This window comes from Nocardioides ferulae, assembly GCF_003660455.1.
GTDB classification, from domain to species: Bacteria; Actinomycetota; Actinomycetes; order Propionibacteriales; family Nocardioidaceae; genus Nocardioides; species Nocardioides ferulae.
In genome coordinates this window covers 352386-373419 of sequence record NZ_QZVR01000004.1, presented here as the reverse complement: position 1 = coordinate 373419, position 21034 = coordinate 352386, and the positions used below count along the sequence as shown (strand labels likewise).

21 protein-coding genes are annotated in these 21034 nt (G+C 72.5%); 12 read left to right on the top strand and 9 right to left on the bottom strand.

The genetic code is table 11. The features are described 5' to 3' along the window. Positions 1-78 precede the first annotated feature (78 nt). Both D6B71_RS08060 and D6B71_RS08055 read right to left on the bottom strand, forming a co-directional pair. On the bottom strand, positions 79-522 hold the full coding sequence (locus D6B71_RS08060) for a rhodanese-like domain-containing protein (RefSeq protein ID WP_121253773.1): 444 nt from the start codon (positions 520-522) through the stop codon (positions 79-81). A 46-nt stretch (positions 523-568) separates the two neighbouring features. Then, positions 569-2155 carry an alkaline phosphatase D family protein gene (locus D6B71_RS08055; protein ID WP_121253772.1) on the bottom strand — a complete coding sequence of 529 codons (1587 nt, stop codon included), beginning with the start codon at positions 2153-2155 and terminating at the stop codon, positions 569-571. Positions 2156-2304: 149 nt separating this feature from the next. Here D6B71_RS08055 and D6B71_RS08050 point away from each other — a divergent pair, with 149 nt between their 5' ends. From D6B71_RS08050 to D6B71_RS08040, 3 genes are all read left to right on the top strand, one after another. Then, positions 2305-3306: an RNA polymerase subunit sigma-70 gene (locus D6B71_RS08050; RefSeq protein ID WP_121253770.1), complete on the top strand. Its 1002-nt coding sequence runs from the start codon at positions 2305-2307 to the stop codon at positions 3304-3306. A gap of 24 nt (positions 3307-3330) precedes the next feature. Next, entirely contained in the window at positions 3331-3546 is a 216-nt protein-coding gene (locus D6B71_RS08045; RefSeq protein ID WP_121253768.1) for a DUF6069 family protein, read from the top strand. A 63-nt stretch (positions 3547-3609) separates the two neighbouring features. Next, positions 3610-4260, top strand: coding sequence for an HAD-IA family hydrolase (locus tag D6B71_RS08040; protein ID WP_126688207.1), 651 nt, complete (start codon positions 3610-3612; stop codon positions 4258-4260). Here D6B71_RS08040 and D6B71_RS08035 read toward each other — a convergent pair. After that, complete coding sequence (locus tag D6B71_RS08035) at positions 4212-5609, bottom strand: 13E12 repeat family protein (protein WP_126688206.1); 1398 nt, start codon at positions 5607-5609, stop codon at positions 4212-4214. The genes D6B71_RS08040 and D6B71_RS08035 overlap by 49 nt on opposite strands. A 139-nt stretch (positions 5610-5748) precedes the next feature. Here D6B71_RS08035 and D6B71_RS08025 point away from each other — a divergent pair, with 139 nt between their 5' ends. From D6B71_RS08025 to D6B71_RS08015, 3 genes are all read left to right on the top strand, one after another. Then, complete coding sequence (locus D6B71_RS08025) at positions 5749-6465, top strand: hypothetical protein (RefSeq protein ID WP_121253760.1); 717 nt, start codon at positions 5749-5751, stop codon at positions 6463-6465. Then, positions 6438-6743, top strand: coding sequence for a hypothetical protein (locus D6B71_RS08020; protein ID WP_121253758.1), 306 nt, complete (start codon positions 6438-6440; stop codon positions 6741-6743). The genes D6B71_RS08025 and D6B71_RS08020 overlap by 28 nt, the downstream gene beginning before the upstream one ends. Positions 6744-6838: 95 nt before the next feature. Further along, positions 6839-7300 carry a hypothetical protein gene (locus D6B71_RS08015; protein ID WP_121253756.1) on the top strand — a complete coding sequence of 154 codons (462 nt, stop codon included), beginning with the start codon at positions 6839-6841 and terminating at the stop codon, positions 7298-7300. A 13-nt stretch (positions 7301-7313) separates the two neighbouring features. Here D6B71_RS08015 and D6B71_RS08010 read toward each other — a convergent pair whose 3' ends face one another. Beyond that, positions 7314-7877 carry a TetR/AcrR family transcriptional regulator gene (locus D6B71_RS08010; RefSeq protein WP_121253943.1) on the bottom strand — a complete coding sequence of 188 codons (564 nt, stop codon included), beginning with the start codon at positions 7875-7877 and terminating at the stop codon, positions 7314-7316. 63 nt (positions 7878-7940) lie between these two features. On the opposite strand from D6B71_RS08010, the gene D6B71_RS08005 reads away from it, so the two are divergent. Next, entirely contained in the window at positions 7941-8435 is a 495-nt protein-coding gene (locus D6B71_RS08005) for an FBP domain-containing protein (protein ID WP_121253754.1), read from the top strand. Between the two features lie 43 nt (positions 8436-8478). On the opposite strand, the gene D6B71_RS08000 is transcribed toward D6B71_RS08005, so the two are convergent. Both D6B71_RS08000 and D6B71_RS07995 read right to left on the bottom strand, forming a co-directional pair. After that, positions 8479-8841, bottom strand: coding sequence for a hypothetical protein (locus D6B71_RS08000; RefSeq protein ID WP_121253752.1), 363 nt, complete (start codon positions 8839-8841; stop codon positions 8479-8481). 87 nt (positions 8842-8928) lie between these two features. Next, positions 8929-9666, bottom strand: a complete 738-nt coding sequence (locus tag D6B71_RS07995) for an N-acetyltransferase (protein ID WP_121253750.1) — start codon at positions 9664-9666, stop codon at positions 8929-8931. Positions 9667-9788: 122 nt separating this feature from the next. On the opposite strand from D6B71_RS07995, the gene D6B71_RS07990 reads away from it, so the two are divergent. From D6B71_RS07990 to D6B71_RS07980, 3 genes are all read left to right on the top strand, one after another. After that, a complete protein-coding gene (locus D6B71_RS07990; protein ID WP_121253748.1) occupies positions 9789-10577 on the top strand; it encodes an MOSC domain-containing protein in 789 nt (262 codons plus the stop codon). 156 nt (positions 10578-10733) lie between these two features. Then, complete coding sequence (locus D6B71_RS07985) at positions 10734-11894, top strand: acyl-CoA dehydrogenase family protein (protein WP_121253746.1); 1161 nt, start codon at positions 10734-10736, stop codon at positions 11892-11894. A 12-nt stretch (positions 11895-11906) separates the two neighbouring features. Continuing rightward, positions 11907-13052, top strand: a complete 1146-nt coding sequence (locus D6B71_RS07980) for an acyl-CoA dehydrogenase family protein (RefSeq protein ID WP_121253743.1) — start codon at positions 11907-11909, stop codon at positions 13050-13052. Positions 13053-13126: 74 nt separating this feature from the next. Here D6B71_RS07980 and D6B71_RS07975 read toward each other — a convergent pair whose 3' ends face one another. Both D6B71_RS07975 and D6B71_RS07970 read right to left on the bottom strand, forming a co-directional pair. Next, complete coding sequence (locus tag D6B71_RS07975; RefSeq protein WP_126688205.1) at positions 13127-15904, bottom strand: alpha/beta hydrolase; 2778 nt, start codon at positions 15902-15904, stop codon at positions 13127-13129. A gap of 438 nt (positions 15905-16342) precedes the next feature. Further along, entirely contained in the window at positions 16343-16849 is a 507-nt protein-coding gene (locus tag D6B71_RS07970) for a hypothetical protein (RefSeq protein WP_121253739.1), read from the bottom strand. Between the two features lie 129 nt (positions 16850-16978). On the opposite strand from D6B71_RS07970, the gene D6B71_RS07965 reads away from it, so the two are divergent. Together D6B71_RS07965 and D6B71_RS07960 are read left to right on the top strand one after the other, a co-directional pair. Next, positions 16979-18181, top strand: a complete 1203-nt coding sequence (locus D6B71_RS07965; protein ID WP_121253737.1) for an endonuclease — start codon at positions 16979-16981, stop codon at positions 18179-18181. Further along, positions 18165-18866: an HNH endonuclease family protein gene (locus D6B71_RS07960; RefSeq protein ID WP_240641209.1), complete on the top strand. Its 702-nt coding sequence runs from the start codon at positions 18165-18167 to the stop codon at positions 18864-18866. Before D6B71_RS07965 ends, D6B71_RS07960 begins: the two co-directional genes overlap by 17 nt. A 956-nt stretch (positions 18867-19822) precedes the next feature. On the opposite strand, the gene D6B71_RS07955 is transcribed toward D6B71_RS07960, so the two are convergent. Next, positions 19823-20992, bottom strand: coding sequence for a T3SS (YopN, CesT) and YbjN peptide-binding chaperone 1 (locus tag D6B71_RS07955; RefSeq protein ID WP_121253733.1), 1170 nt, complete (start codon positions 20990-20992; stop codon positions 19823-19825). Positions 20993-21034: the final 42 nt, after the last annotated feature.

Here is a 21034-nt window from a genome sequence, read left to right as displayed (position 1 = left end):
ACCGACGGCGACCCATAGCGGGTCGGTCTGCCCCCCCAGGACCCTGAGGCAGGACCTTCCGCCCGGCCGTCGCGGGTGTTAGCTGTTCGTCGCGAACCCGGCGGCCGCGAGGGTCTCGTAGCCGCCGGCGTTCATCACGTCGGTGAACCCTTGCTCGAGCATCAGCTGCTGGGCCTGGCCGGCGCGGTTGCCGGAGGCGCAGTAGAGGACGTAGCTGGTCTCGGGGTCGAGCTTCGCGACCTGCTCGGCGAAGTCGGGCGCGTTGAAGTCGATGTTGCGCGCGCCCTCCAGGTGGCCGGCGGAGAACTCGCCGGGAGTGCGGACGTCGATGACCTCCGCACCCGACTCGACGGCGGCCTGGATCTCCTCCACGCGAGGCACTTCGATCCAGGATCCGGAGCCTGAGCTCACGGCGTCTGTGGTCGGGGTGGCGTCGGCCGGGGTCTCGTCGTCCGAGCAGCCGGACAGGGCCAGCACCGCGGCCAGGGCGGCGACAGGCAGGAGGCGTCGCAGGGTGCGCATGGCCTCGACGATAGCGCGCCGCCTATCCCCCCTGGGGGTTAGGTCGTCAGGCGGGCTCCGGCTCCAGGTCGGTGGACCACAGCACGGCACCGGTGAGGTCGCGCAGGCTCACGGTCATCCGCCCGTCGGCGCCGATGTCGCAGTGCCCGAAGAACTGGTTGCCGGCGCGCGGCGACTGGTTGGGCCGGTCCGCCGCCTGGGCGAAGACCACCTCGGGTCCGAACGTGCCGTCGAGGGCGTTGGGCCCGAAGGTGCCGGCGGCGATCGGCCCGGCGACGAACTCCCAGAACGGGTCGAAGTCGGTGAACCCGGCCCGCGAGGGGTCGTAGCGGTGCGCCGCGCAGTAGTGCACGTCGGCGGTGATCCACAAGGTGTTCCGCACGCCCAGCCGCTTGAACGACGACAGCACCTCGGCGATCTCGAGCTCCTTGCCCAAGGGCGCGCCGTCGTCGCGGTTGGCGAGGCTCTCCTGGTTGACCTCGCCGTCGGGCACCACCAGGCCGAGCGGCATGTCGGCGGAGATCACCTTCCAGGTCGCCGTCGACCGGGACACCTCGCGGATCAGCCACGCGACCTGCTCCGCGCCGAGGATGTGGGTGCGCTCCTTCTCCAGCCCCGGCGTGTTCGGGTCCTTGAACGTGCGCATGTCGAGGCAGAAGACGTCCAGGTGCTTGCCGCGCGAGATCTTGCGGTAGATCCGGGCCGGCGCGAACCCCTCGCCATGTCCACCGCCACGACGGTGCGCCCGGGGGTCGGCGATCGGCATGTACTCCTGCCAGGCCCGGCGGGCCCGCGCGGCGAGCACGTCGACCCGGCTCTCCTGGGTGTAGCGCTCGTCCTCGAGCACCTCGCCGGGCCACCAGTTGTTCGTGGTCTCGTGGTCGTCCCACTGCGCCACGACGGGCACCTCGGCGTACATCGCCCGGACGTTGTCGTCGAGCAGCGTGTAGCGGTGCCGGCCGCGGAACTCGGCGAGGGTCTCGGCGACCTTGCCGACCTCGGGGGTGACCAGGTTGCGCCAGACCTGTCCGTCTGGCTCGGTGACGGTCTCGCTGATCGGCCCGTCGGCATAGATCGTGTCGCCGGCGTGCACGAAGAAGTCGGGGTGGGTCTGGTGCATCGCGGCGTAGCCGACGAGGCCGCCCAGGTCGGGGTTGATCCCCCAGCCCTGGCCGCAGGTGTCGCCGGTCCAGACGAAGCTGGTCGCCTCCTCACGCTCGGAACCGGTGCGGAAGGTCGCGACCTGCCGTTCGCCGCGCCGGCCGTGCTCGTCCTCGAACGCCAGCTCCACGGCGTACTCCCGGCCCGGAGCGAGGCCGCGGAGCGGGATCTTCGCGGTGAGGTCGCTGCGGCCGGTGGCCCAGGGCCCGCGGACGGTACGCCGCTTGCGCCCGCTCACCACCTCGGCGACCAGGCGGCCGGGCCCCGAGGAACGGGCCCAGAGCACGGCACTGCGAGTGCTGACGTCACCGCTCTGCACGCCGGAGGGGAGGGTGAGCCGGCGGCTCACCAGCGCCGGCGCGCCGGAGGCTCGCGGAGCGGTGCCGAGGGTGAGGCCCGCGGCCCCGGCGACGGCGAGGCCGCCCGTGGTCAGGAGGGTGCGCCGGCCCAGCGGCTGCCCGAGATCAGTCATGGACGACATGCTGGCGGCGCCGAGTGGCGCCCTGGTGTCGCCGAGGTGACCACTCCCCCACGTCCTGCCCTCGGTCCGGTGGTGATGAGTTCTCGGGGCCTTCTCCGTCACACCTACGACAGCACACGATGAGTGGGAAGGATGAGGCGATGAGCGTGGCCACGCAGGTGGAGGAGTTGGGCGTGAACAGTCTGGGCGAGATGGACGAGGCGGCGTTCTCGGGGTTCGCGGAGCGGCACCGCCGGGAGCTGCACGTGCACTGCTACCGGATGCTCGGGTCGTTCGAGGACGCCGAGGACACCGTGCAGGAGACGCTCCTGCGGGCGTGGCGGCGCCGCGAGACCTTCGAGGGACGGTCGACGTTCCGGGCCTGGCTCTATCGGATCGCGACCAACGCCTGCCTGGACCTGCTCGCCAAGCGCCGGCCCAAGCCCGCGTCCGGCGGGGAGGTGCTGTGGCTGCAGCCCTATCCGGACCGGCTGCTCGACGAGCTGGTCGCTGACGTCGACGACGAGCCGGAAGCCGTGTCGCTCGCCCGGGAGACGATCGAGCTGGCCTACCTGGTCGCGGTGCAGCACCTCGCACCGCGCCCGCGGGCGGTGCTGATCCTGCGAGACGTGCTCGGGTGGCCGGCGAAGGACGTCGCAGACCTTCTTGGCGACTCGGTGAACTCCGTCAATAGTGCGCTGCAGCGGGCCCGCGCAGGCATGCGGGAGCACCTGCCCGCCGAGCGGCAGGACTGGACCGGCGGCGAGGAGGACACCGAGACGCGGGATCTGGTGCGTCGGTTCACCGAGGCCAGCGTGGCCACCGACATCGACGCGCTCACCACCCTGCTGCGCGACGACGTCCGCTGCTCGATGCCGCCCACACCGGGCCTCTCGGTCGGCCGCGACGACGTGGTGCGCGGCTGGGTCGAGGACGGCTTCCAGCAGCTGGCGGGGCTGCGTGGCATCCCCACCACGGTGAACCGGCAGCCCGCGGTTGCCTTCTACCTCTGGCGGGAGTCGGAGGGCGCCCATCTGCCGCTGACGATCGACGTGCTGCGGGTCACCGGGGGCGCGATCACCGAGATCGTCACCTTCCACGCCGACCAGTTCCCGCGGCTCGGGCTGTTGGAGCGTCTGCCGGCGGACGGAGGAGCGGCATGAGCGCCCGACTCGGTACGGAGGTGATTGAGGCACCGGCATCGGATCGGGGTCGCACTGCTGGTCGCCTCCGGGGGCTCGTCGGTGTCGGCCTGCTCGCGACCGCTCTCGCTGGTGCCGCCGCTGTTCTCGGGGGCGGACGCCGCGACTGTGACCGCCCTGCTGGGGCTCCATCTCGTCGCCGCGGCGGTGATGATCCCGGCCCTGGTCCGGAGCCTGCGCAGGGTCGAACCGCCTCGGTGACCGCTGTGTAGATTCGCCGCACTCTGATCCCACCGCGCGAGAGGTCTCCTGGTGCGCCGATGCTTGCTGATCGACCTCGACGGAGTCCTGCGCCTGTGGGATCCGGAGCGTGAGGCCGCCGTCGAGCGAAGGCATTCACTGCCCGCAGGAAGCATTCTGAGGGCGGCCTTCGGCGACGGGTCCATGCTGCACGAGGCGGTGACGGGCCGGATCACCGACGAGCAATGGCGTACCGACGCCGCGACCCGACTGGAAGATGTCTGCGGGGCCTCGTCCCGGCTGGCGATCGCTGAATGGTCCGAATCCCCTGGCGTTGTCGACCGTGGCGTGTTGACGGTTCTCCGATCAGCCCGGGGCGACGGCTGGCATGTCGGCCTTCTGACGAACGCCACCACCCGGCTGCGCGACGACCTTGCCCGGTTGGGCATTCATGACGAGTTCGATGTCGTCCTCAACAGCTCCGAGCTTGGCATCTGCAAGCCTGACCCGGGCATCTTCGAGGAGGCCTGCCGCCAGCTCGCCGTTGAACCCGAGGCGTGCGTCTTCGTCGACGACTCCGCCACCAATGTGGCCGCCGCGGCGGCGGCCGGCCTGAACGCCCGTCGCTATCACGACGCACAGACCCTGGCGCAGCTTCTGGGGGTGAGCACCACGGACGCCATCGCTCACTCTCGGGCGGGTGGCGGGAGCGCGGGGGGTGCTTGGGAGCGGTAGGTGTGGCCGGTGGGGGTGGTCGTCTCGACTGTGTGGCGTCCGGGGCGGGGGTCGGTGACCCGGGTGCTCCAGCCGGGGGTCTCCTTGACCAGGTTGTGGGGCTTGCAGACCCCTTGGGCGTTCTCCCTGGTGGTTTGGCCGCCGTCGGCGAACCGTTCGGCGTGGTCGCCCTCGTCGATCCGGCCGTCGCAGAGCGGGCTGCGGCAGTGCTGGTCGCGCCAGGTGATGAAGTCGCGGTCGACTCGGTCGTAGAACCGCCGGGTGGGGTCGCTGTGGGTGACGGTCCCGGTGACGGGGTCGGTGAAGATCCGCCGTAGCCAGACCGGTGCGGTGGTGGTGTCGATGAGGTCACGCACCGTCTGCGCGGGGATCACGGTGCCGTCGGCGGTGCGGGCCGGCCGGTCCGGTGCGAGACCAGCACCGAGGAGGGTGTCGGGGGTCATCACCAACCCCACCTCGACCGGGACCGCGTCCGCGGTGGCCTGGCCGGTGAGGCGCTGCACGAACAGGTCGGCCTCGATCTGCGCCTGGGTCCGCTCGTCCCCTTGGGCTTTGATCGCCTTCGCCGCGGCGATCAGGCTGGCCTTGCACGCCACTCCCTGGGCCACCGGCACCGTGGCGGTGACGTGGACCATCGTGTCCGGCGTCGCGCGGGTGGTGACCCGGCGGTCTTTCGCGGCCTTAGCCGCACGGCGTACCACCGCTTCGGCGTCGAGCTCGACCGCCAGCGCCCTCGCGGCGGCTTCGACGCGTTTCGGCGTGAGGCCAAGGATGAACGGGTCGGTGATCTCGCCGGTCTCCGTGTCGATGGTGGTGGCGGCGAGGCGGGCGTCGACCAGGCCACGGTCTTCGCGGGTCAGGCAGGCGGTCTCGCGGACCAGGATCGTGGCGGTCCACTCGCTGATCAGGCCCCCGGCGAGCAGGGAGTCGGTGTGGGGCATCTCGACCATCGCGTGCGCGAACCCCAGATGCCGGCCGCCTTGGCGGGTGGGGCAGCCCCGGGCGAGAGCGACCTGGTCACCGATCCCGCGACCCAGGCGGCGGGCCGGGACCCCGGCGGCCTCCTGCTGGGCCAGCTGCGAGGCCTCGAACCCGCGGATGATCCGCGCCTGCAGGCCGGCGGCGGCGCCCTTGATCCGCTCCAACAGCTTCAACTGGTCGACCCGGGTCGCGTCGGCGGCCCGGGTCTGCTCGGGGACGTCGGCCATGTTGGCCAACTGCTCCAGCATCGCCTCCAGCTCGACCCGCGCGGGGTCGCCCGCGGCCCACCACTCCTCATCGACCCACGCCTGGTCGACGGGGTCCAACAGCACCCGACCGGGCGGCTGCGGGGTGGTGGTCTCGGTCATAGGCCTAGTGAAACAGAGCCCACCGACAGTCACAGTGAGGCCAGTGATCCGCCTCTTTCGAACACGCTGACGACCTATGGAGTCAGACCGGCGTTCGCCTCCTCGGGGGCATCAGACGAGCGCCACCTACCATCGCCGGATGAGGCAGCTGCTGGCGGTCGTGGTGCTCGGCCTCACGCTAGCCGGCTGCCAGTCGACCTCCGATCCGTCAGACCCGGAGCTGGCCGACCTTCCGACCGATCCGGGTCCGCTCCCCGACGACGCCGTCACCTGGGCCGTCGGCGACACCATCCATGTGGGCGACCAGAGCATCCGCGTCGGCAAGCGCGTGCGGGCGATGGTCGAGGCGAACGGTCGGATCCTCTTCCTCCAGGGACACTCGGACGTCGTCCGGGTCACCGACGGCGAGTCGACTCGCGCCACCGAGCTGCGCACCGACGAGCTCCGCGTCTCGGACGACGGTCGCTACCTCGGGCTGCTCGACCAGTCCGAGATGCCGTGGTCGACCGTGGTCGTCGACCTGGAGACCGCCGAGGTCGTCGTCGACGACGACGCCGGCATGGGTGACGCCGACGACGACCTGAGCGACCTCTACGAGGACGCCGAGCCGCGGGTGCTCGGCTTCGATGGCAACAACCTCCTCGTCGACCCCGCCTCGGCTCCGGGCACGATCTCCTGGGACGCCGGCACGGGCGAGCGGCCCAGCACGACGAGCACCTGTTCTTCGCCCGCCACGACCCCGGGGGCGGGCAGGTCCTGCCCGCTCTCGTGCGCGGGGGCCGGCTCGTCGTCCCAGCCGACCCCTACAGATCCACTCAGTGGGGCCACGTGTCCCCCGACGGCTCGGTGGCGGTGATGCCGGTCGGTCGCGGAAGTCAGGTCTTCGCGGTCGACGGTGGACGCCGACTGCCGACCGATCTCCGGGGCCGCCGGTTCATCCTCGGCGGGTGGACCGACGTCGACACGGCGTACGGCATCGCGTTCGACCGCCGCCCCTTCGGGCCGCACCGCGTCCGACTGGTCACCTGCCGGCTCGCCGTCGAGGAGCGTCGCTGCCGGGTGCTGCGCACCATCCGGCCCGCACCGCACCAGCTGGTCCTCTTCCCGACCGGGTCTGCAGCGACCGACTACTGAGCTCCCGCTCACCTCTCAGCCGAGCGAATGCCTCCGAGCCGAACCGAGTACCCGGACTCAGGTGACGACGCTCCCGAGAGTGGAGCATCGACACCGTGAGTCGCCACGAAGAAGAGGCCGGGACCCCCGCCCTGGGCAGCCGCCCGGGCGCCGCGCCCTGGCAGGCCCGCTTCGTCGAGGCGACCGGCACCGTGGCGGTCGTGGGCGCGACGCTGCTGCTGCCGCTGCACTACCTGGGGACCCGGGTGACGTTCTTCGGTGCCGCGGCGGTCGTCCACGCCGAGGACGTCCGCTTCTACTGGGCGCTCGTCGGTGTCCTCACCGTGGCGGTGGCGTCGTCGTTCGCCGGTGCCCTGTGGCGCCGCCAAGGCGACAGGCACCTGCCGCGGCACGTCACCCTGGCCATCCTGGGCGCGGCCGCCGCCGTTGCGTTCTCCGTGACCGAGTCGGGGCCGGTCCAGGAGCTGGATCGAGACGACCCGGCGGGACAGCTCCCGCCCGGCCACGACTCCGTCTGCCACTCGGGTGGTGACAGCGCGGAGTGCGCGGGAGGCTGACCGGCCGTGGTGGTCACGCGCGCGCCCAGCGAGTCAGCGTGGCGTCGAGCGCCTCGATGGCTCGCAGCCAGCTCTCCTGGCTCGGCGGGGCGCTGTGTGAGAAGCCGCCGCTGAGCTCGAGGTCGGTGAACCCGTGCAGGACGCTGCCGATCAGGCGTACGGCGTGGGTCGCGTCCTCGCCACCCAGGCCGTAGCCCCGCAGGACCGCGTAGGTCAGCTCGGCGTGCGCGCGTCCGGCCGCGAGCAGATGCTCCGGCAGCGGGTGGCGGGTGGCCGCATAGCGTCCGGGGTGCAGCCGGGCATAGTCGCGGTAGGCGCTCGCGAACTCCAGCAGCGCATCCGATCCCGAACGCCCAGCCACCGCGGCCCCGGCGCGCTCGGCCAGCTCTCCCAGCGCCAGGACGGCGATCTGCGCCCGCAGGTCCGCCGTGCTCGCGACGTGCGAGTAGAGGCTCGCGGCCTTCACCTCGAAGCGTCGGGCCATCGCCGACATCGTCACCGCCTCGAACCCCTCGGCGTCCGCGAGGTCGGCCGCCGCCAGGACGAGCTTCTGCTGATTCAGACCGACCCGACCCACGAGCACTCCCTACAGCCCTAAGTGATTTGCCTACATCCTATAGGCAAACGTACCCTCACAGACATGAGGCCCCTGACCCAGCGCGAGATCCGCGCTTCGTTCGTGAACTGCTCCAAGGGCGAGGCCTCGCGGATGCACATCCCCCACGACCTCGACTCCCGACCATGGGACGAGCTCGACTACCTCGGCTGGCGCGACCCGCAGGCCCCGGCCCGCGGCTACCTCGTCGCCGACCTCGACGGGCAGGTGCAGGGGATCACCCTGCGCGCGCCGCAGTCCACCGTCGGCGCCACGCGCAGGAGCATGTGCTCGCTGTGCATGACCATGCGCTCCGGCGGCGTCTCGCTGATGGTGGCACCGCGCGCCGGCCGCCGGGGCCAACAGGGCAACACGGTCGGCACCTACATCTGCTCGGACCTGCAGTGCTCGCTCTCCATCCGCGGCAAGCGGCCCGTCGACGGCGCCAGCATTCCGGAGACGCTCAGCACCGAGGAACGGGCCGCCCGGCTGCTCACCCACGTCGAGGAGTTCCTCGCGCGAGTGCGCGCCCCGCGCTGAACCTGAACTGGGGGGAGCCCCACCGGCCGCGTGCGGCCAAGACTCAGTCCGCGGCGACCATGCCCGCGAGCACCGTCAGGACGGCCACCAGGATCGCGAGGGCCGCGAGCAGCACCCCGGCGCCACCGAGGTGCCGCGCGGCGGGCGCAGATGAGGCGAGCCCGCGCCGAGCGAAGACGAGCGCCCCCACCGCCAAGACGCCCTGGATGGCCCCGGTGGCCATCACGCCGTCCTCGTAGGCGCTCGGACCGTTCCTCGAGATGAGGGTCTGCACGGCCAGCACCCAGGCCCCGTTGGTGAAGAGGGTCAGCACCGCGAGCGTGAACCCGGCGATCGCGGCAGCGGTCGGCGTCAGCCAGCCGTCGGCGGAGTCGTCGCGTGCGGGGTAGTCGTGCGGATCGGACATCTGCTCTCCCGAGATCGTGGACAGGGCGGACCGAGGCTACCCACCTTCCGACCCACCTCGGCCGGCAGGACTCGTCGCTCCCGGAGGTCAGCCTCCGGTGCGGTGTACCACCCACACGTTCGGCTCGACGTAGGTCGCCACATCGTGCTCGACGTCGCAGTGCACCGGGGCGAGCGCCCGTGGCACCAGGACCGGGCCGGTCCGGTCGAAGGCCAGCCCCGTCCACTCGCGCCACTCCTCGAGAGTGCCGGGGATGACCATCGACCGGCGCGCCACCTTCTCGATGCGGCCGCCGGCCCGCAGGTGGACCCGCAGCCAGGGGTCGACCGGCAGTCCGTCGTCGCGCGTCCGGAACGCGTACGACGTCATCGGCTCGAGGGGGTCGACCTTCTGGTTGGGCCGGACCGGCGCGACGAGCTCGGCGAAGCCCAGTCGCGCCGCGTTCTCGCGCAGCGCGGCCAGCATCAACGCGGAGAGACCGGTGCCCTGGCGGTCGGGACGGACCGCGATCTCGACCGCGGAGACCGTGTCGGCCCGCCCGCCGCGCAGGCTGGCCGACAGTCCGTTGCGGATCACGAAGTCCCACCCGTTGTCGGGCAGCGGGTCGTCCGCGAGCACGAAGGGAATGGAGTGGGCGGCCGCGACGACCTCGCCCGCATCGTCGTGAGCCACGAGCGCGAACTCAGCGAAGCGGCTCTCGACGTTGCCGTAGTAGAGCCCGCCGATCGGGTCGTGCCGCATGAACTCCGGCCAGGAGCTCGGCATGCGCCACATCGCCTCGGCGAGGTCGGGGCGGTCGGCGAGGGAGAAGATCTCCGGTGTCACGTCGGCATCTTCGCCGACGCCGGTGCGCGACGTCGCGCCCTTTTCTCCGCGCGCATTCGGTGCAACCCGGCCCGCCGGAGCCGGGAACCCCGAAGGCTGGGCCGGTGCGGGAAGGTGGACCCATGCAGACGGCGGGGGCACAGGTCGGGACGGTGGTGCGCGTCGGCTTCGCACCGATGAAGGGCGTGCGGCACACGGCGTACGACGTGGTGCGCCTCGACGCGCACGGCCCGGTCGGCGACCGCGAACTGTGCCTGGTCGACGTCGTCGCGCAACGGGTGCTGAAGACCGCGCGGCACCCCGAGCTGGTCGCGGTGACGGTGCGCCGCGACGGCGATCGGGTGGAGGTCACCCTGCCCGACGGGGCCGTCACCACCACATCCGTCACGCCGACCCCGGAGACGCTCAGCGGGGACTACTGGGGCCGCCGGGTGCGGTTGACCCTGCTGCAGGGGCCGTTGGACGGGGTGTTCTCCGACTACCTCGGCATGCCCGTCCGGCTCGCGGCCGCGAGCCGGCCCGACATCGTCTACGGCGCCGAGGTCAGCCTGGTCGCGACGGCCTCCCTGCACGCACTCGGCGAGCACGCCGGCCACCCGGCCCTCGCCGACCAGGCCGCGCGCTTCCGCCCGACGTTCGTGCTCGACCTCGGCGACCAGCCGCACGTCGAGGACACCTGGGTCGGGCGCGAGCTGACCGTCGGCGAGGCGCGGATCCGGCTGCACGAGCCGATCCCCCGGTGCACCGTGGTCGACCTCGACCCCGTCACCGGCGTCAAGGACGCCCGGGTGCTGAAGGCACTGGCCGGCTACCGGCCCCGTGACGGCGCCGGCGACCTGCTCTTCGGTTTCGACGCACAGATGGTGACGCCCGGCGACGTCCGCCCGGGCGACCCGGTGCTGCTGCACTGACCAGCCCGAGACCCCAGGTCGTGCGCGGCGCCCAACCAGGACTGTGCCGGTGCGCCCCCGCGACCGCGCGCCGCCCGGCTACCGTGTGCGACGCGCACCACACGCGCCGTCGTACCCCCCCGACGCTCCGCCGACCACCGAACCAGGAGCCTGCCGATGCACCTGCAGCTGTCCCCCGAGGACGCCGCGTTCCGCGACGAGATGCGGGAGTTCTTCACGACCAAGGTGCCGCAGGAGACCCGCGACGCCGTCGCGGAGCGCCGCGAGCTCACCAAGGAGCAGTTCGTCGACACCCAGCGCATCCTCAACGCGCACGGCCTCGCGGTGCCGAACTGGCCGGTCGAGTGGGGTGGCCGGGACTGGTCGCCGCTGCGCCGCCACATCTGGCACGAGGAGATGCAGCGCGCGTCGGTGCCGCAGCCGCTGCCGTTCAACGCCTCGATGATCGGCCCGGTGATCGCCGCCTTCGCCTCCGAGGAGATGAAGCAGCGCTTCCTGCCGGCCACCGCCAACCTCGACATCTGGTGGAGCCAGGGCTTCTCCGAGCCCGATGCGGGCTCCGATCTCGCGTCGCTGCGCACCACCGCGGTGCGCGACGGCGACGAGTTCGTGGTCAACGGCCAGAAGACCTGGACCACGCTCGGCCAGTTCGGCGACTGGATCTTCACGCTGGTGCGCACCGACCCCGAGGCCCGCAAGCAGCGCGGCATCTCGATGCTGCTCATCGACATGACCAGCCCCGGCCTGACCGTCCGCCCGATCGAGCTGATCGACGGCGGTCACGAGGTCAACGAGGTCTGGTTCGAGGACGTGCGGGTGCCCGCCGAGAACCTGGTCGGCGAGCTCAACGCCGGCTGGGACTACGCCAAGTTCCTGCTCGGCAACGAGCGGGTCGGTGTCGCGCCGGTCGGCGGCACCAAGCGAGTGGTGGCCCAGGCCAAGGAGTGGGCCCGCGAGACCGGGCAGCTCGACGACCCGCTGCTCGCCTCGCGCATCGCCGAGCTCGAGAACGACCTGCTGGCCCTCGAGCTGACCGCGCTGCGCGTGGTCGCCCACTCCGCCGACGGCAAGCCCCACCCGGCGTCCTCGGTGCTCAAGCTGCGCGGCACCGAGCTGCAGCAGGCGGCCAGCGAGCTGGTGGTCGACCTGGCCGGCGCCGCGTCACTCGCCTCCGGCGCCGGCGACGGCGCGACCGACCTGCCGTGGTGGACCCGGCGGGCGACCCCGGTCTACCTGAACCTCCGCAAGGCGTCGATCTACGGCGGGTCCAACGAGATCCAGCGGCAGATCATCGCGAAGACGATCCTGGGACTCTGAGAGGCACTGACGATGGACTTCACCTACGACGAGGAGCAGCAGGCGCTGCGCGAGGCCGTCCGAGGCCTGGTCGGCAAGGCGTACGCCGACTTCGAGAACCGCCGCCGCGCGGTCGCGGCAGACCCCGGGTACGACGAGCAGCTGTGGGCGCGCCTGGCCGAGATGGGCCTGCTCGGGCTGCCGTTCAGCGAGGAGGACGGCGGCATGGGCGCGGGCCCGATCGAGGTCGGCATCGTCGCCGAGGAGATCGGCCGCGTGGTCGCCCCCGAGCCGTTCCTGACCTCGGTGGTGCTGGCCGGCGGCGTGGTCGCCGCCGCGGGCACCGCCGAGCAGCGAGCCGAGGTGCTGGGCGGTGTGTCGTCCGGAGAGAGCCTGCTCGCGTTCGCCCACGCCGAGCCCGGCACCCGCTGGACCCCCGCGGCCGCCTCGGTGACCGCGGCCGAGCAGGACGGCGGCTGGCGGCTCACCGGCGTCAAGGAGCCGGTGCTGCAGGGGGCCCGCGCCGACCGGCTCGTGGTCAGCGCGGTGCTGCCCGGCGGCGGCACCGGACTGTTCCTCTGCGACGGCGACGCCGAGGGCCTGACCCGCGACGGCTACCCCACCCACGACGGCGGACGGGCCGCCCGGGTGCGGTTCGAGGCCACTCCCGTCGAGCCGCTGGGCGAGGCCGGTCTCGACCGCGCCGCCGACATCGCCCGCGCCCTCGACGCGGCTCGCATCGCGGCGTGCGCCGAGGCGGTCGGCCTGATGGAGACCGCCCTGCGCACCACCACGGCGTACCTCACCAGCCGCAAGCAGTTCGGCGTCACCCTGAACACCTTCCAGGCGCTGAACTTCCGGGCCGCGGACATGTACGTCTCGCTCGAGCTGGCGAAGTCGATGGCGCTGTGGGCGACGATGGTGCTCGCCGAGGGCTCCCCCGAGGAGGCCGCCGAGGCCGCGTCCCGCGCCTCGCTCGCGGTGAGCCGGGCCGGTCGCCACATCGGCCAGGAGGCGATCCAGCTGCACGGTGGCATCGGCGTGACCGCGGAGTACAGCGTCGGCACCTACACCAGCCGGCTGACGGCGCTCGACCACCTGCTCGGCGACGGGCAGCACCACCTGCGGTTGCTCGCCGCCGCGGTGGGTGACCACGAGGAGGTCGACCCACTGCCCTGACGAGGCAGTTTGCCGGAAACGCGAACGGCGCTCGCCCCGGCAGGGGCGAGCGCCGTTTCGGCATCAGGGGCGGGTCAGCGGTCGCGGACCGTCACCGTGACCGTCGTCGGCTCGATCAACTTCCCATTAGGACCCCGCACCCGGATCCGGAGGCTGACCGTCTCCGGCCCCTCCTTCACGCCGTCGGCGCGCACCGGGATCGAGACCGATCCCCGCGTGCCCTGCACGTCCATGGGCAGCCAGAGCCCGGCCTTGTGCAACGGTGTGCCGGGCGGCGGCACCTCGTAGAGGTACTTCTTGACCCAGCGCCGCGGCAGGTCACCCACGGTCAGCGGGCTGCTGCTGGCCACCAGCTTGGCGTTGCTGCTGACGTAGTAGTCGACCGGCGCGGAGAGCCGCAGCCGCCAGGTCGCCCGTTGACCCTCAACGATCCGGGTGCGGGCCGCGCGCACGGTCGCCTTCGGGTCGGGGTCGTCGTCGAGGATGGTCAGGACCGGCTTCGACCGGCCCGGCATCGCGTCGTGCACGCCGAACAGCGTCATGCTGATCGGACGACGGCGCACGTCGTCGCGGGTGTCGGCGTCGTACTCGACCTCGATGGTGCCCTCGGTCTGGCCGGCCGGGATCGTCACCTGGCGCAGCTCCCCGGGGTTCTCCCAGTCCGACTCGTCGCTGATCCGCACGTTGAGCAGCGCGTCACGGGTGAGCTCGCCCAGGACGCGGTAGCTCAGCGCGGCGGTCGTCGGGCCGCCGTCGCCCTCCTGGACCTTGGTGTCCTCGGCCACCACGAGCGGCAGCCGCCGGTCCTGGAGCGCGGGCACGCCGTCGGTGACCGCCGCGACCTCGAGCACCCAGAGCTCGCCGTCCTGCGACATGCCCTGGAGGGCGATCCGCCGCAGGTCGGTGAGGTCCACGTCGCCGACGTCGGTGAGCGGGAGCCGCAGCTCCTGGGCCCACAGCTTGCCGAGCGGGTTGCGGCCCGGGAACGGGGCCAGCTGGCCGGCGTTCTCGAACTCGACCGCGGCCTCCTCGCCCGACCCGTCGCGCAGGATCGCGCGGACCGTCAGCGGACCGGTCTCGTTCGCGACGACCGTGCGCAGCGCGAGCGCCTCGGCGCCGCTGACGTCCCAACCGCCCGCACCCAGGCCCATCCAGGCATAGGGTCCCTGGTTCTGCCAGGCCAGGTGCCAGGCCGGGGCGGTCGGCATGCCCTTGGTCCACGGGCCGCTGTCGACCCAGTGCGGGGCCGCCACCGACGAGGCGCCCTGGCCGCAGAAGGCGGCCTTGCGTCCGATCCGGCCCTGGCACAGCTCACTGACCATGCCGGGGTTGGAGATGTCGGCCGGGTCGATGCTGGCCTCGAACCCGGGGCGACGCAGGTCGCGGCCGAGGCCCACCGCGTGGCTGCGGACGTCGGCGTCGCCCGCGGAGGCGACCTCGACGTCGCTGCCGTCGAACATCGGCAGCAGCTCGTCCTCACCGCCGGCCATCAGCCGGGCGGCGCCGGCGATCCAGGCCTGTCCGACCGCCCGCTGCTCCTTCGCGGTCAGCCGCATCTCGGTGCCCTTGCGGCACATCTTGCCGCTCCAGGCACCGTCGTCGTCGGACGGCGCCGCGGAGATGCCCTTGGTCCACTCGGTGTTGAAGTAGTTGTGGTTGGCGCCCATCACCAGCACCGAGCTGTGCAGCGCGGTGTCGTCGCCGACGACGTCGCGGGCCCGGTCGGTGTAGGCCTGCCCCTGCAGGTCGATCACGTCGCCGTCGCAGTAGGGCAGCAGCGTCACAGTCGGCACATAGGACGCGACCGCCCGCGCGAACGCCGTCGGCGCGATCAGCACCTGGCCGACCACGCGATAGGGCGCGGACAGCGGGATCGTCATGCTCGCCTGGTTGACGCCCTCACCGCCGCGGGAGTGCCCGACGAGGACCACCCGCTGCAGGTCGACGTCGTACTCGCCGGCCGCCACCTGCTCGGCCCAGTGGTCCAGGTGTGCCTGGACCAGCAGCCCGCGGGCCTCGGCGCCGCCGTCGGGCGACTTCCAGTCCTGGGCGTTGATGCCGTTCGCCGCGATCGAGACGCTGGCGTAGCCCTGGGTGGCCAGCAGCTGCTGCACGTAGGTGTAGCCACGCTCGCTCGGGATCGGTTGCAGATCTGACTCACACGGCCAGGCCATGTCCACGGCGCGCCCGTCGTAGCACGTGGCATGCCGCCCATGCAGGAAGAGCACCAGTGGCGGGGCCTCGGCGCCCTCGGGGAGCCCGGTCGGCAGGACGACCTGTCCCTCCATCTCGATCGGCGACCTGTAGCCGGGGAAGGGCAGGCCGGCCAGCTCGTAGCTCGTCGCCTCGGAGGCGCCGTAGGGGCCGGGCTCGCCCGGGTCGACGTCGAGCGGGCGGCCCGGGTCGGGAGCTTGGTACGCCGTGGCGGCACCGCGGGCGCTCGGCTGTGCGGTCGAGTCGAGGACCCGGCCGGAGAGCCGCACCTGGAGCTGGTCGACGCGCGGCGCCTGGTCGGCACCCACCAGCAGGGTGAGCGTGCGCCCGTCGGCGGCGAGGCTCGGCCGGGGTAGCAGCTCGCCGTCGAGCCAGAACTCCGGCGCGGCGTCGGTGACCGGGAGCGGGGCGGGCGAGCGCCAGGTCAGCCGGTGGCTGCCGGGGCCCTCCGTGGTGACCGTCCAGACGCCGCGGGCGTCACCGGCCAGGCGGGCCGCGGTGCTCTCAGTGGTCTGGTGGCCGCTGCCCGGGTCGGGGGTGGCCCCGGCGGTGCCGCCGGCGGCCACTCCCCCGAACAGCAGGGCGGTGGCCAGCCCCGCCAGCCCGATCCGTCGCCGCACGGCGCTTCGCTGACTCATCTGTTCCCTCTCGAGGCAGGCCCACTCCGGGCAAAAGAAAAGACCCCGCGGGCGTCTCGGGTCACCAGCGGGGTCGATTGGACTGTAGGCACGAGCGACGAGGTGCGTCGGCCGAACGGCTCAACTTGGGGCAACCTTGAGGAACTGGTCTGCGCCAGTCGACTCCGGTGCGGGGGTCGGTCCGTTGCCACGACACCTGTATAGGCCACCGGGTGGGGCCGGCGGGGGCGATCTTGCAGACAGCGCGGCCGGCCGGAAAAAAGGGCGGAGGTGAGCGTGCCTCAACCTCGGCCAAATGTGAATGACCCCGCTGGCGTCTCGGGTCACCAGCGGGGTCAAGAAGAACTCTACGTCGCCGTGGGGGCGGAACGGAACGGATCGGCACCAACTTGAGTGAAATTTGAGCCACTTTGTGCGCGGCCCGGTCCAACAGGGGTCCTACCCCAGCGGGTCGACGTGCGTGTGGCCGGCCGCGGTGAGCTCCCAGACACCGGGCCGCCCCTTGGCCATCAGTCCCTCGGAGACCATCGCCTGCCGCGCCCGCCGGGCGGCGAAGCGCCACCGCAGCTCGCCCTCGGGCGTGAGCTCCTGGTCGCCGGGCAGGAACGACTCCTCGAGCCGGATCTCCAGCTCGAGGAAGACGTCGTCGGCGTCGAGCTCGCCGCCGGCGGCCCGCAGCACCTCGAGGATGTGCGAGCGCAGCGCGTCGGGCGGGGTCCATCGGTGCTGGACCCGGCGGGTGGGGGCGCTGGTCGCCGCCGACGACCGGGAGCCACCGGACGACGAACCGGACGTGGCCCGGGTCGTGGTGCTGGAGCGGCGTACGGCGCTGGCTCGCGGCTTCGGCTCCGGCTTCTTCTTCTCCGCCGGTGGCGCCGGCGGGTTGCCGTGGATGCAGGTCGATCGCGGCAGGTCGCAGAGCTCGCAGTAGTCCTCGGCACTCATCGGGGGCAGTCTAGTCGGCGGGCGAGGACGACGGGCCGGCCCCGGACGGGCCGTCGGTCACACAACGTTCACAACCCCGATCCGCGCGCCGGGTCGCGCTCGGCGGCCGGCCCCGCCAGGCTCTGGGCCATGACAACCTCTCTCGGGACCCCACCACCACGCACCACACCACCCCGTTCGCGGGCGGGCGCCCTGGCCGGCCTGGCGCTCTCCCTGCTGCTCGCGCTGTCCGTCGTCCTCGTCCCCTCCCCGACCTCCGCGGCCGGGGAGCTGACGGTCGCCACCGCCGTGGCGCGCCAGGACGGCTCGTCGGCGACCGTCCGCGGCTACGTCGTCGGCCAACCCACAGCGACCAGCACCGTGGTCACCAGCGGCTTCCCCAACGACTACGCGCTGGCGCTGGCCGACTCCCCGGCCGAGACCGACACCGCGGACATGGTCTACGTGCAGATCCCCTCGGCCTTCCGCAGCCAGTGGGGGCTGCGGACCAACCCGGGCCTGCTGGGCGACCGGATCGACGTGACCGGCACCCTGGCGGCGTACTTCTCCCACCCCGGGTTGAAGAGCGCCACCGCGTTCGCACCGGCCGGCGGCTCAAGCGACCCCGAGCCCGAGCCGGAACCCGGCGGTGGCGACGGTGAGTACGACTCCACCTACTACGCCTCGGCGATCGGCAAGAGCGGTGAGCAGCTGCGCGACGCGCTGCACGCGATCATCGACGACCACACCGCGCTCAGCTACAGCGCCGTGTGGGGGGCGTTGCGGGAGACCGACGAGGACCCGGCGAACAGCAGCAACGTGCTCCTCCTCTACACCGGCCGGTCGCAGTCGAAGACCGCCAACGGCGGCGACCCGGACGACTGGAACCGGGAGCACGTCTGGGCCAAGTCGCACGGTGGCTTCGGCACCGCCACCGGGCCCGGCACCGACCTGCACCACCTGCGGCCCACCGACGTCAGCGTCAACGGCGCCCGCGGCAACCTCGACTTCGACGAGGGCGGCAGCCAGGTCGGCGAGGCCCCCGGGAACTACGCCGACGGCGACTCCTTCGAGCCGCGGGACGCCGTCAAGGGCGACGTCGCGCGGATGGTCTTCTACATGGCGATCCGCTACGAGGGCGACGACGGCTGGCCCGACCTCGAGGTCAACGACCTGGTCGGCAACGGATCGGCGCCCCGGCTGGGCCGCCTCTCGGTGCTGCTCGACTGGAACGCCCAGGACCCACCGAGCGCGTTCGAGATGCGCCGCAACGACGTCATCCACACCGACTACCAGGGCAACCGCAACCCGTTCATCGATCACCCGGAGTGGGCCCATGCGATCTGGAACTGAGCCGGCGGTCTCGCGGATGCTCGTCCGGTCGCGCCGCGCCGTCGCGGCGGCCGCCCTGGCGATGGTGGCCGCCGTCCTGCCCATGGTGCCCACCGCACCAGCGCACGCCGCGTCGTTCTCCGGGTCGTTGGCCCAGGCGGTCGCCGCGGTCCCGACCGCTGCGGAGCAGAACTCCGGCTACGACCGGAGCCTGTTCCCGCACTGGGTCGATGCCAACGGCGACTGCCAGAGCACCCGGGCCGAGGTGCTGATCAGTGAGGCCGAGCCCGACGCCCCGATCACCTTCACGACCTCCGGGAGCTGCACGGTCGCGACCGGCCGTTGGTTCTCCTACTACGACCGGGTCTCGTGGACTGCGGCCTCCGATGTCGACATCGACCACATGGTGCCGCTGGCCGAGGCATGGGGCTCTGGGGCGCGCGGATGGAGCACCAGCCGTCGCCAGGCCTTCGCCAACGACCTCGGCGACTACCGCACCCTGGTCGGGGTCACCGACAACGTCAACCAGTCCAAGAGCGACCAGGACCCGGCCACCTGGCTGCCCACCTACGACAAGTGCCGTTACGTGGCCGAGTGGGTGGCGGTGAAGATCCGCTGGGGGCTGTCGGCCGACTCCGCCGAGAAGAGCGTGCTCAACCAGTACGCCGCCAGCTGCTCGAACACCGTCAGCGTCACGATCGCCTGAGCTCGCAGCGCGGTCTCGGCCCGATGAGCCCGGGCCGAGACCTCGCCGCGCAGACGACCTGCCACCCACCACGAGCGGCAGGTCAACACCCCCTCACCCACCACGAGCGACAGGTCAACACCCCCTCACCCACCACGAGCGACAGGTCAGCGTCCCCTCACCCACCACGAATGGCAGGTCAGCGGGTGAACATCGACCACGAGTGGCAGGTCAGCGAAGGGTCACCAACGCCGCAGACAGGCAGCCCGAGCCATCGCGGCGCAGCCGCGAAACCCCTCCCACCCGCGGCCGGTGAGCCCGGTGCTGGGCGCGGGGTGGGGCGGCGGAGCCGGAGGGGCCCCGAGGCCGTGGATGGGCCTGGCCCCCGCTCCGTGAGGAACGAGCGGAGCGGGTGGTTTGGCCGAGCGGGCCCCTCCGGCGCAGCCGACCCGCCCCACCCACAACCACCCCCAGGCTCACCAGCACCCCGAAGCCCCGCGCAGCGGCGACCACCCCCACCACGAGCGGCAGGTCAGCGGGGCACCATCGACCACAAGTGACGGGTCAGCGGGTGAACATCGACCACGAGTGGCAGGTCAGCGAAGGGTCACCAACCCCGCAGACAGGCAGCCCGAGACATCGCGGCGCAGCCGCGAAACCCCCTCTCACCCGCGGTCGGTGAGCCCGGCGCCCAGCGGCGGGGTGGGGCGGCGGAGCCGGAGGGGCCCCGAGGCCGTGGATGGGCCTGGCCCCCGCTCCGTGAGGAACGAGCGGAGCGGGCGGTTTGGCCGAGCGGGCCCCTCCGGCGCAGCCGACCCGCCCCACCCACACACGCCCCCGGTCCTCACCATCACCACGAAGCCCCGCGCAGCGGCGACCACACCACCCCGAGCGACAGGTCAGCGAGAGGCCACACCCCGAGACATCGCGGCGCAGCCGCGAAACCCCTCCCACCCGGAGCACCACCGCGACGCCGGTCAGCCCAACGGCAGCTGCTCGTCGCTCTCGACCTCGGGCAGCAGTGAGAGCTGCTGCTCGCGGCGCGGGGCCACGTGGGCGGGCGCGACGTGACCGTCGACGACGTAGCGCAGGGCCCGACGCAGGTGACGGAGCACCACGTCGGCGTCGTGGTCACCACAGGACTCCTGGTCGGTGCGGACCCGGACCAGGTGGCGGATCAGCTCGAGCCGGTCGTGCTCGAACAGGTCGGCCACCGCGGGGACCGGCACCGACCCCTCGTGCAGCAGCTCGAGGAGCGCCACCATGCCGGGGTGGACGTCGTCGGCGGTCACTGCGACATCTGCCACCACAGCCGGCGGCGGCGGATCGTCGAGGTAGCGACGTCCGGCCACCCGGTCGGCGAGGTCGGCGGCCAGGTCGTCGAGGTCGTCGCACAGCTGCGAGACCGCCTCGCGCAGCTGGGCGGGCGCGAACGGCTGCGCACCGAGCCGGTGCTCGAGGACGACCTCGCGGTCGCGGACGAAGAACTTGGCGTGCTGGTAGCGCCGGTTGAGCACTCCCACCTCGCGGTGCGCCTGGTCGAGGTCGCCGACCTCGACCACGAGCTCGGCGTAGAGCCGCACCACCGGCTCGTCGGTCTCGACCCGCACGTAGAGCACCGAGCGCCCGCACACCACCGGGACGTCGCCGTCGGGGTCGTGGCGCACCGTGCGGGAGAACATCAGCCCCAACGCGGCGTCGACGCGCTCCTGCAGCTCGTCGGTGTCGTCGACGAAGACCGCGAGCGGCTCGGGGTCGCCGGCCCGCGCAGGCACGCCCGCCACCGCCGGCGGCCACGGCGCGGAGTCGTGCTCGAGACCGTCGGCGTCGAGGAACGAGGGGTGCAGGCAGCCGCGCCCCTCACGCAGCGCGGTCACCACCAGCACCGCGGCCCGGTCGGCCTCGCGACGCTGCACCTCCTGCGGGAACCCCCGCACGGCGGGTGCCTCGACGCGGAGCGTGTCGGCGTCGAGGAGCTCCACCGAGACGATCGGCAGCGGGCGCACACCGGGATCGACGTCGGGCGAGAGGCCCACCACCACCCTCTCGTCGGCGCCGACCTCGGCGATCCGGTCGGCCAGCCGGGCCCGGAACCGACGCCAGGCAGACTCGGTCGACTCGTCCCACTCGTCGCGCTGGCTCGCCATCGGCCTCTCCCTCGTCGCTGACTGGTCCCGCCGAGGCAGCCA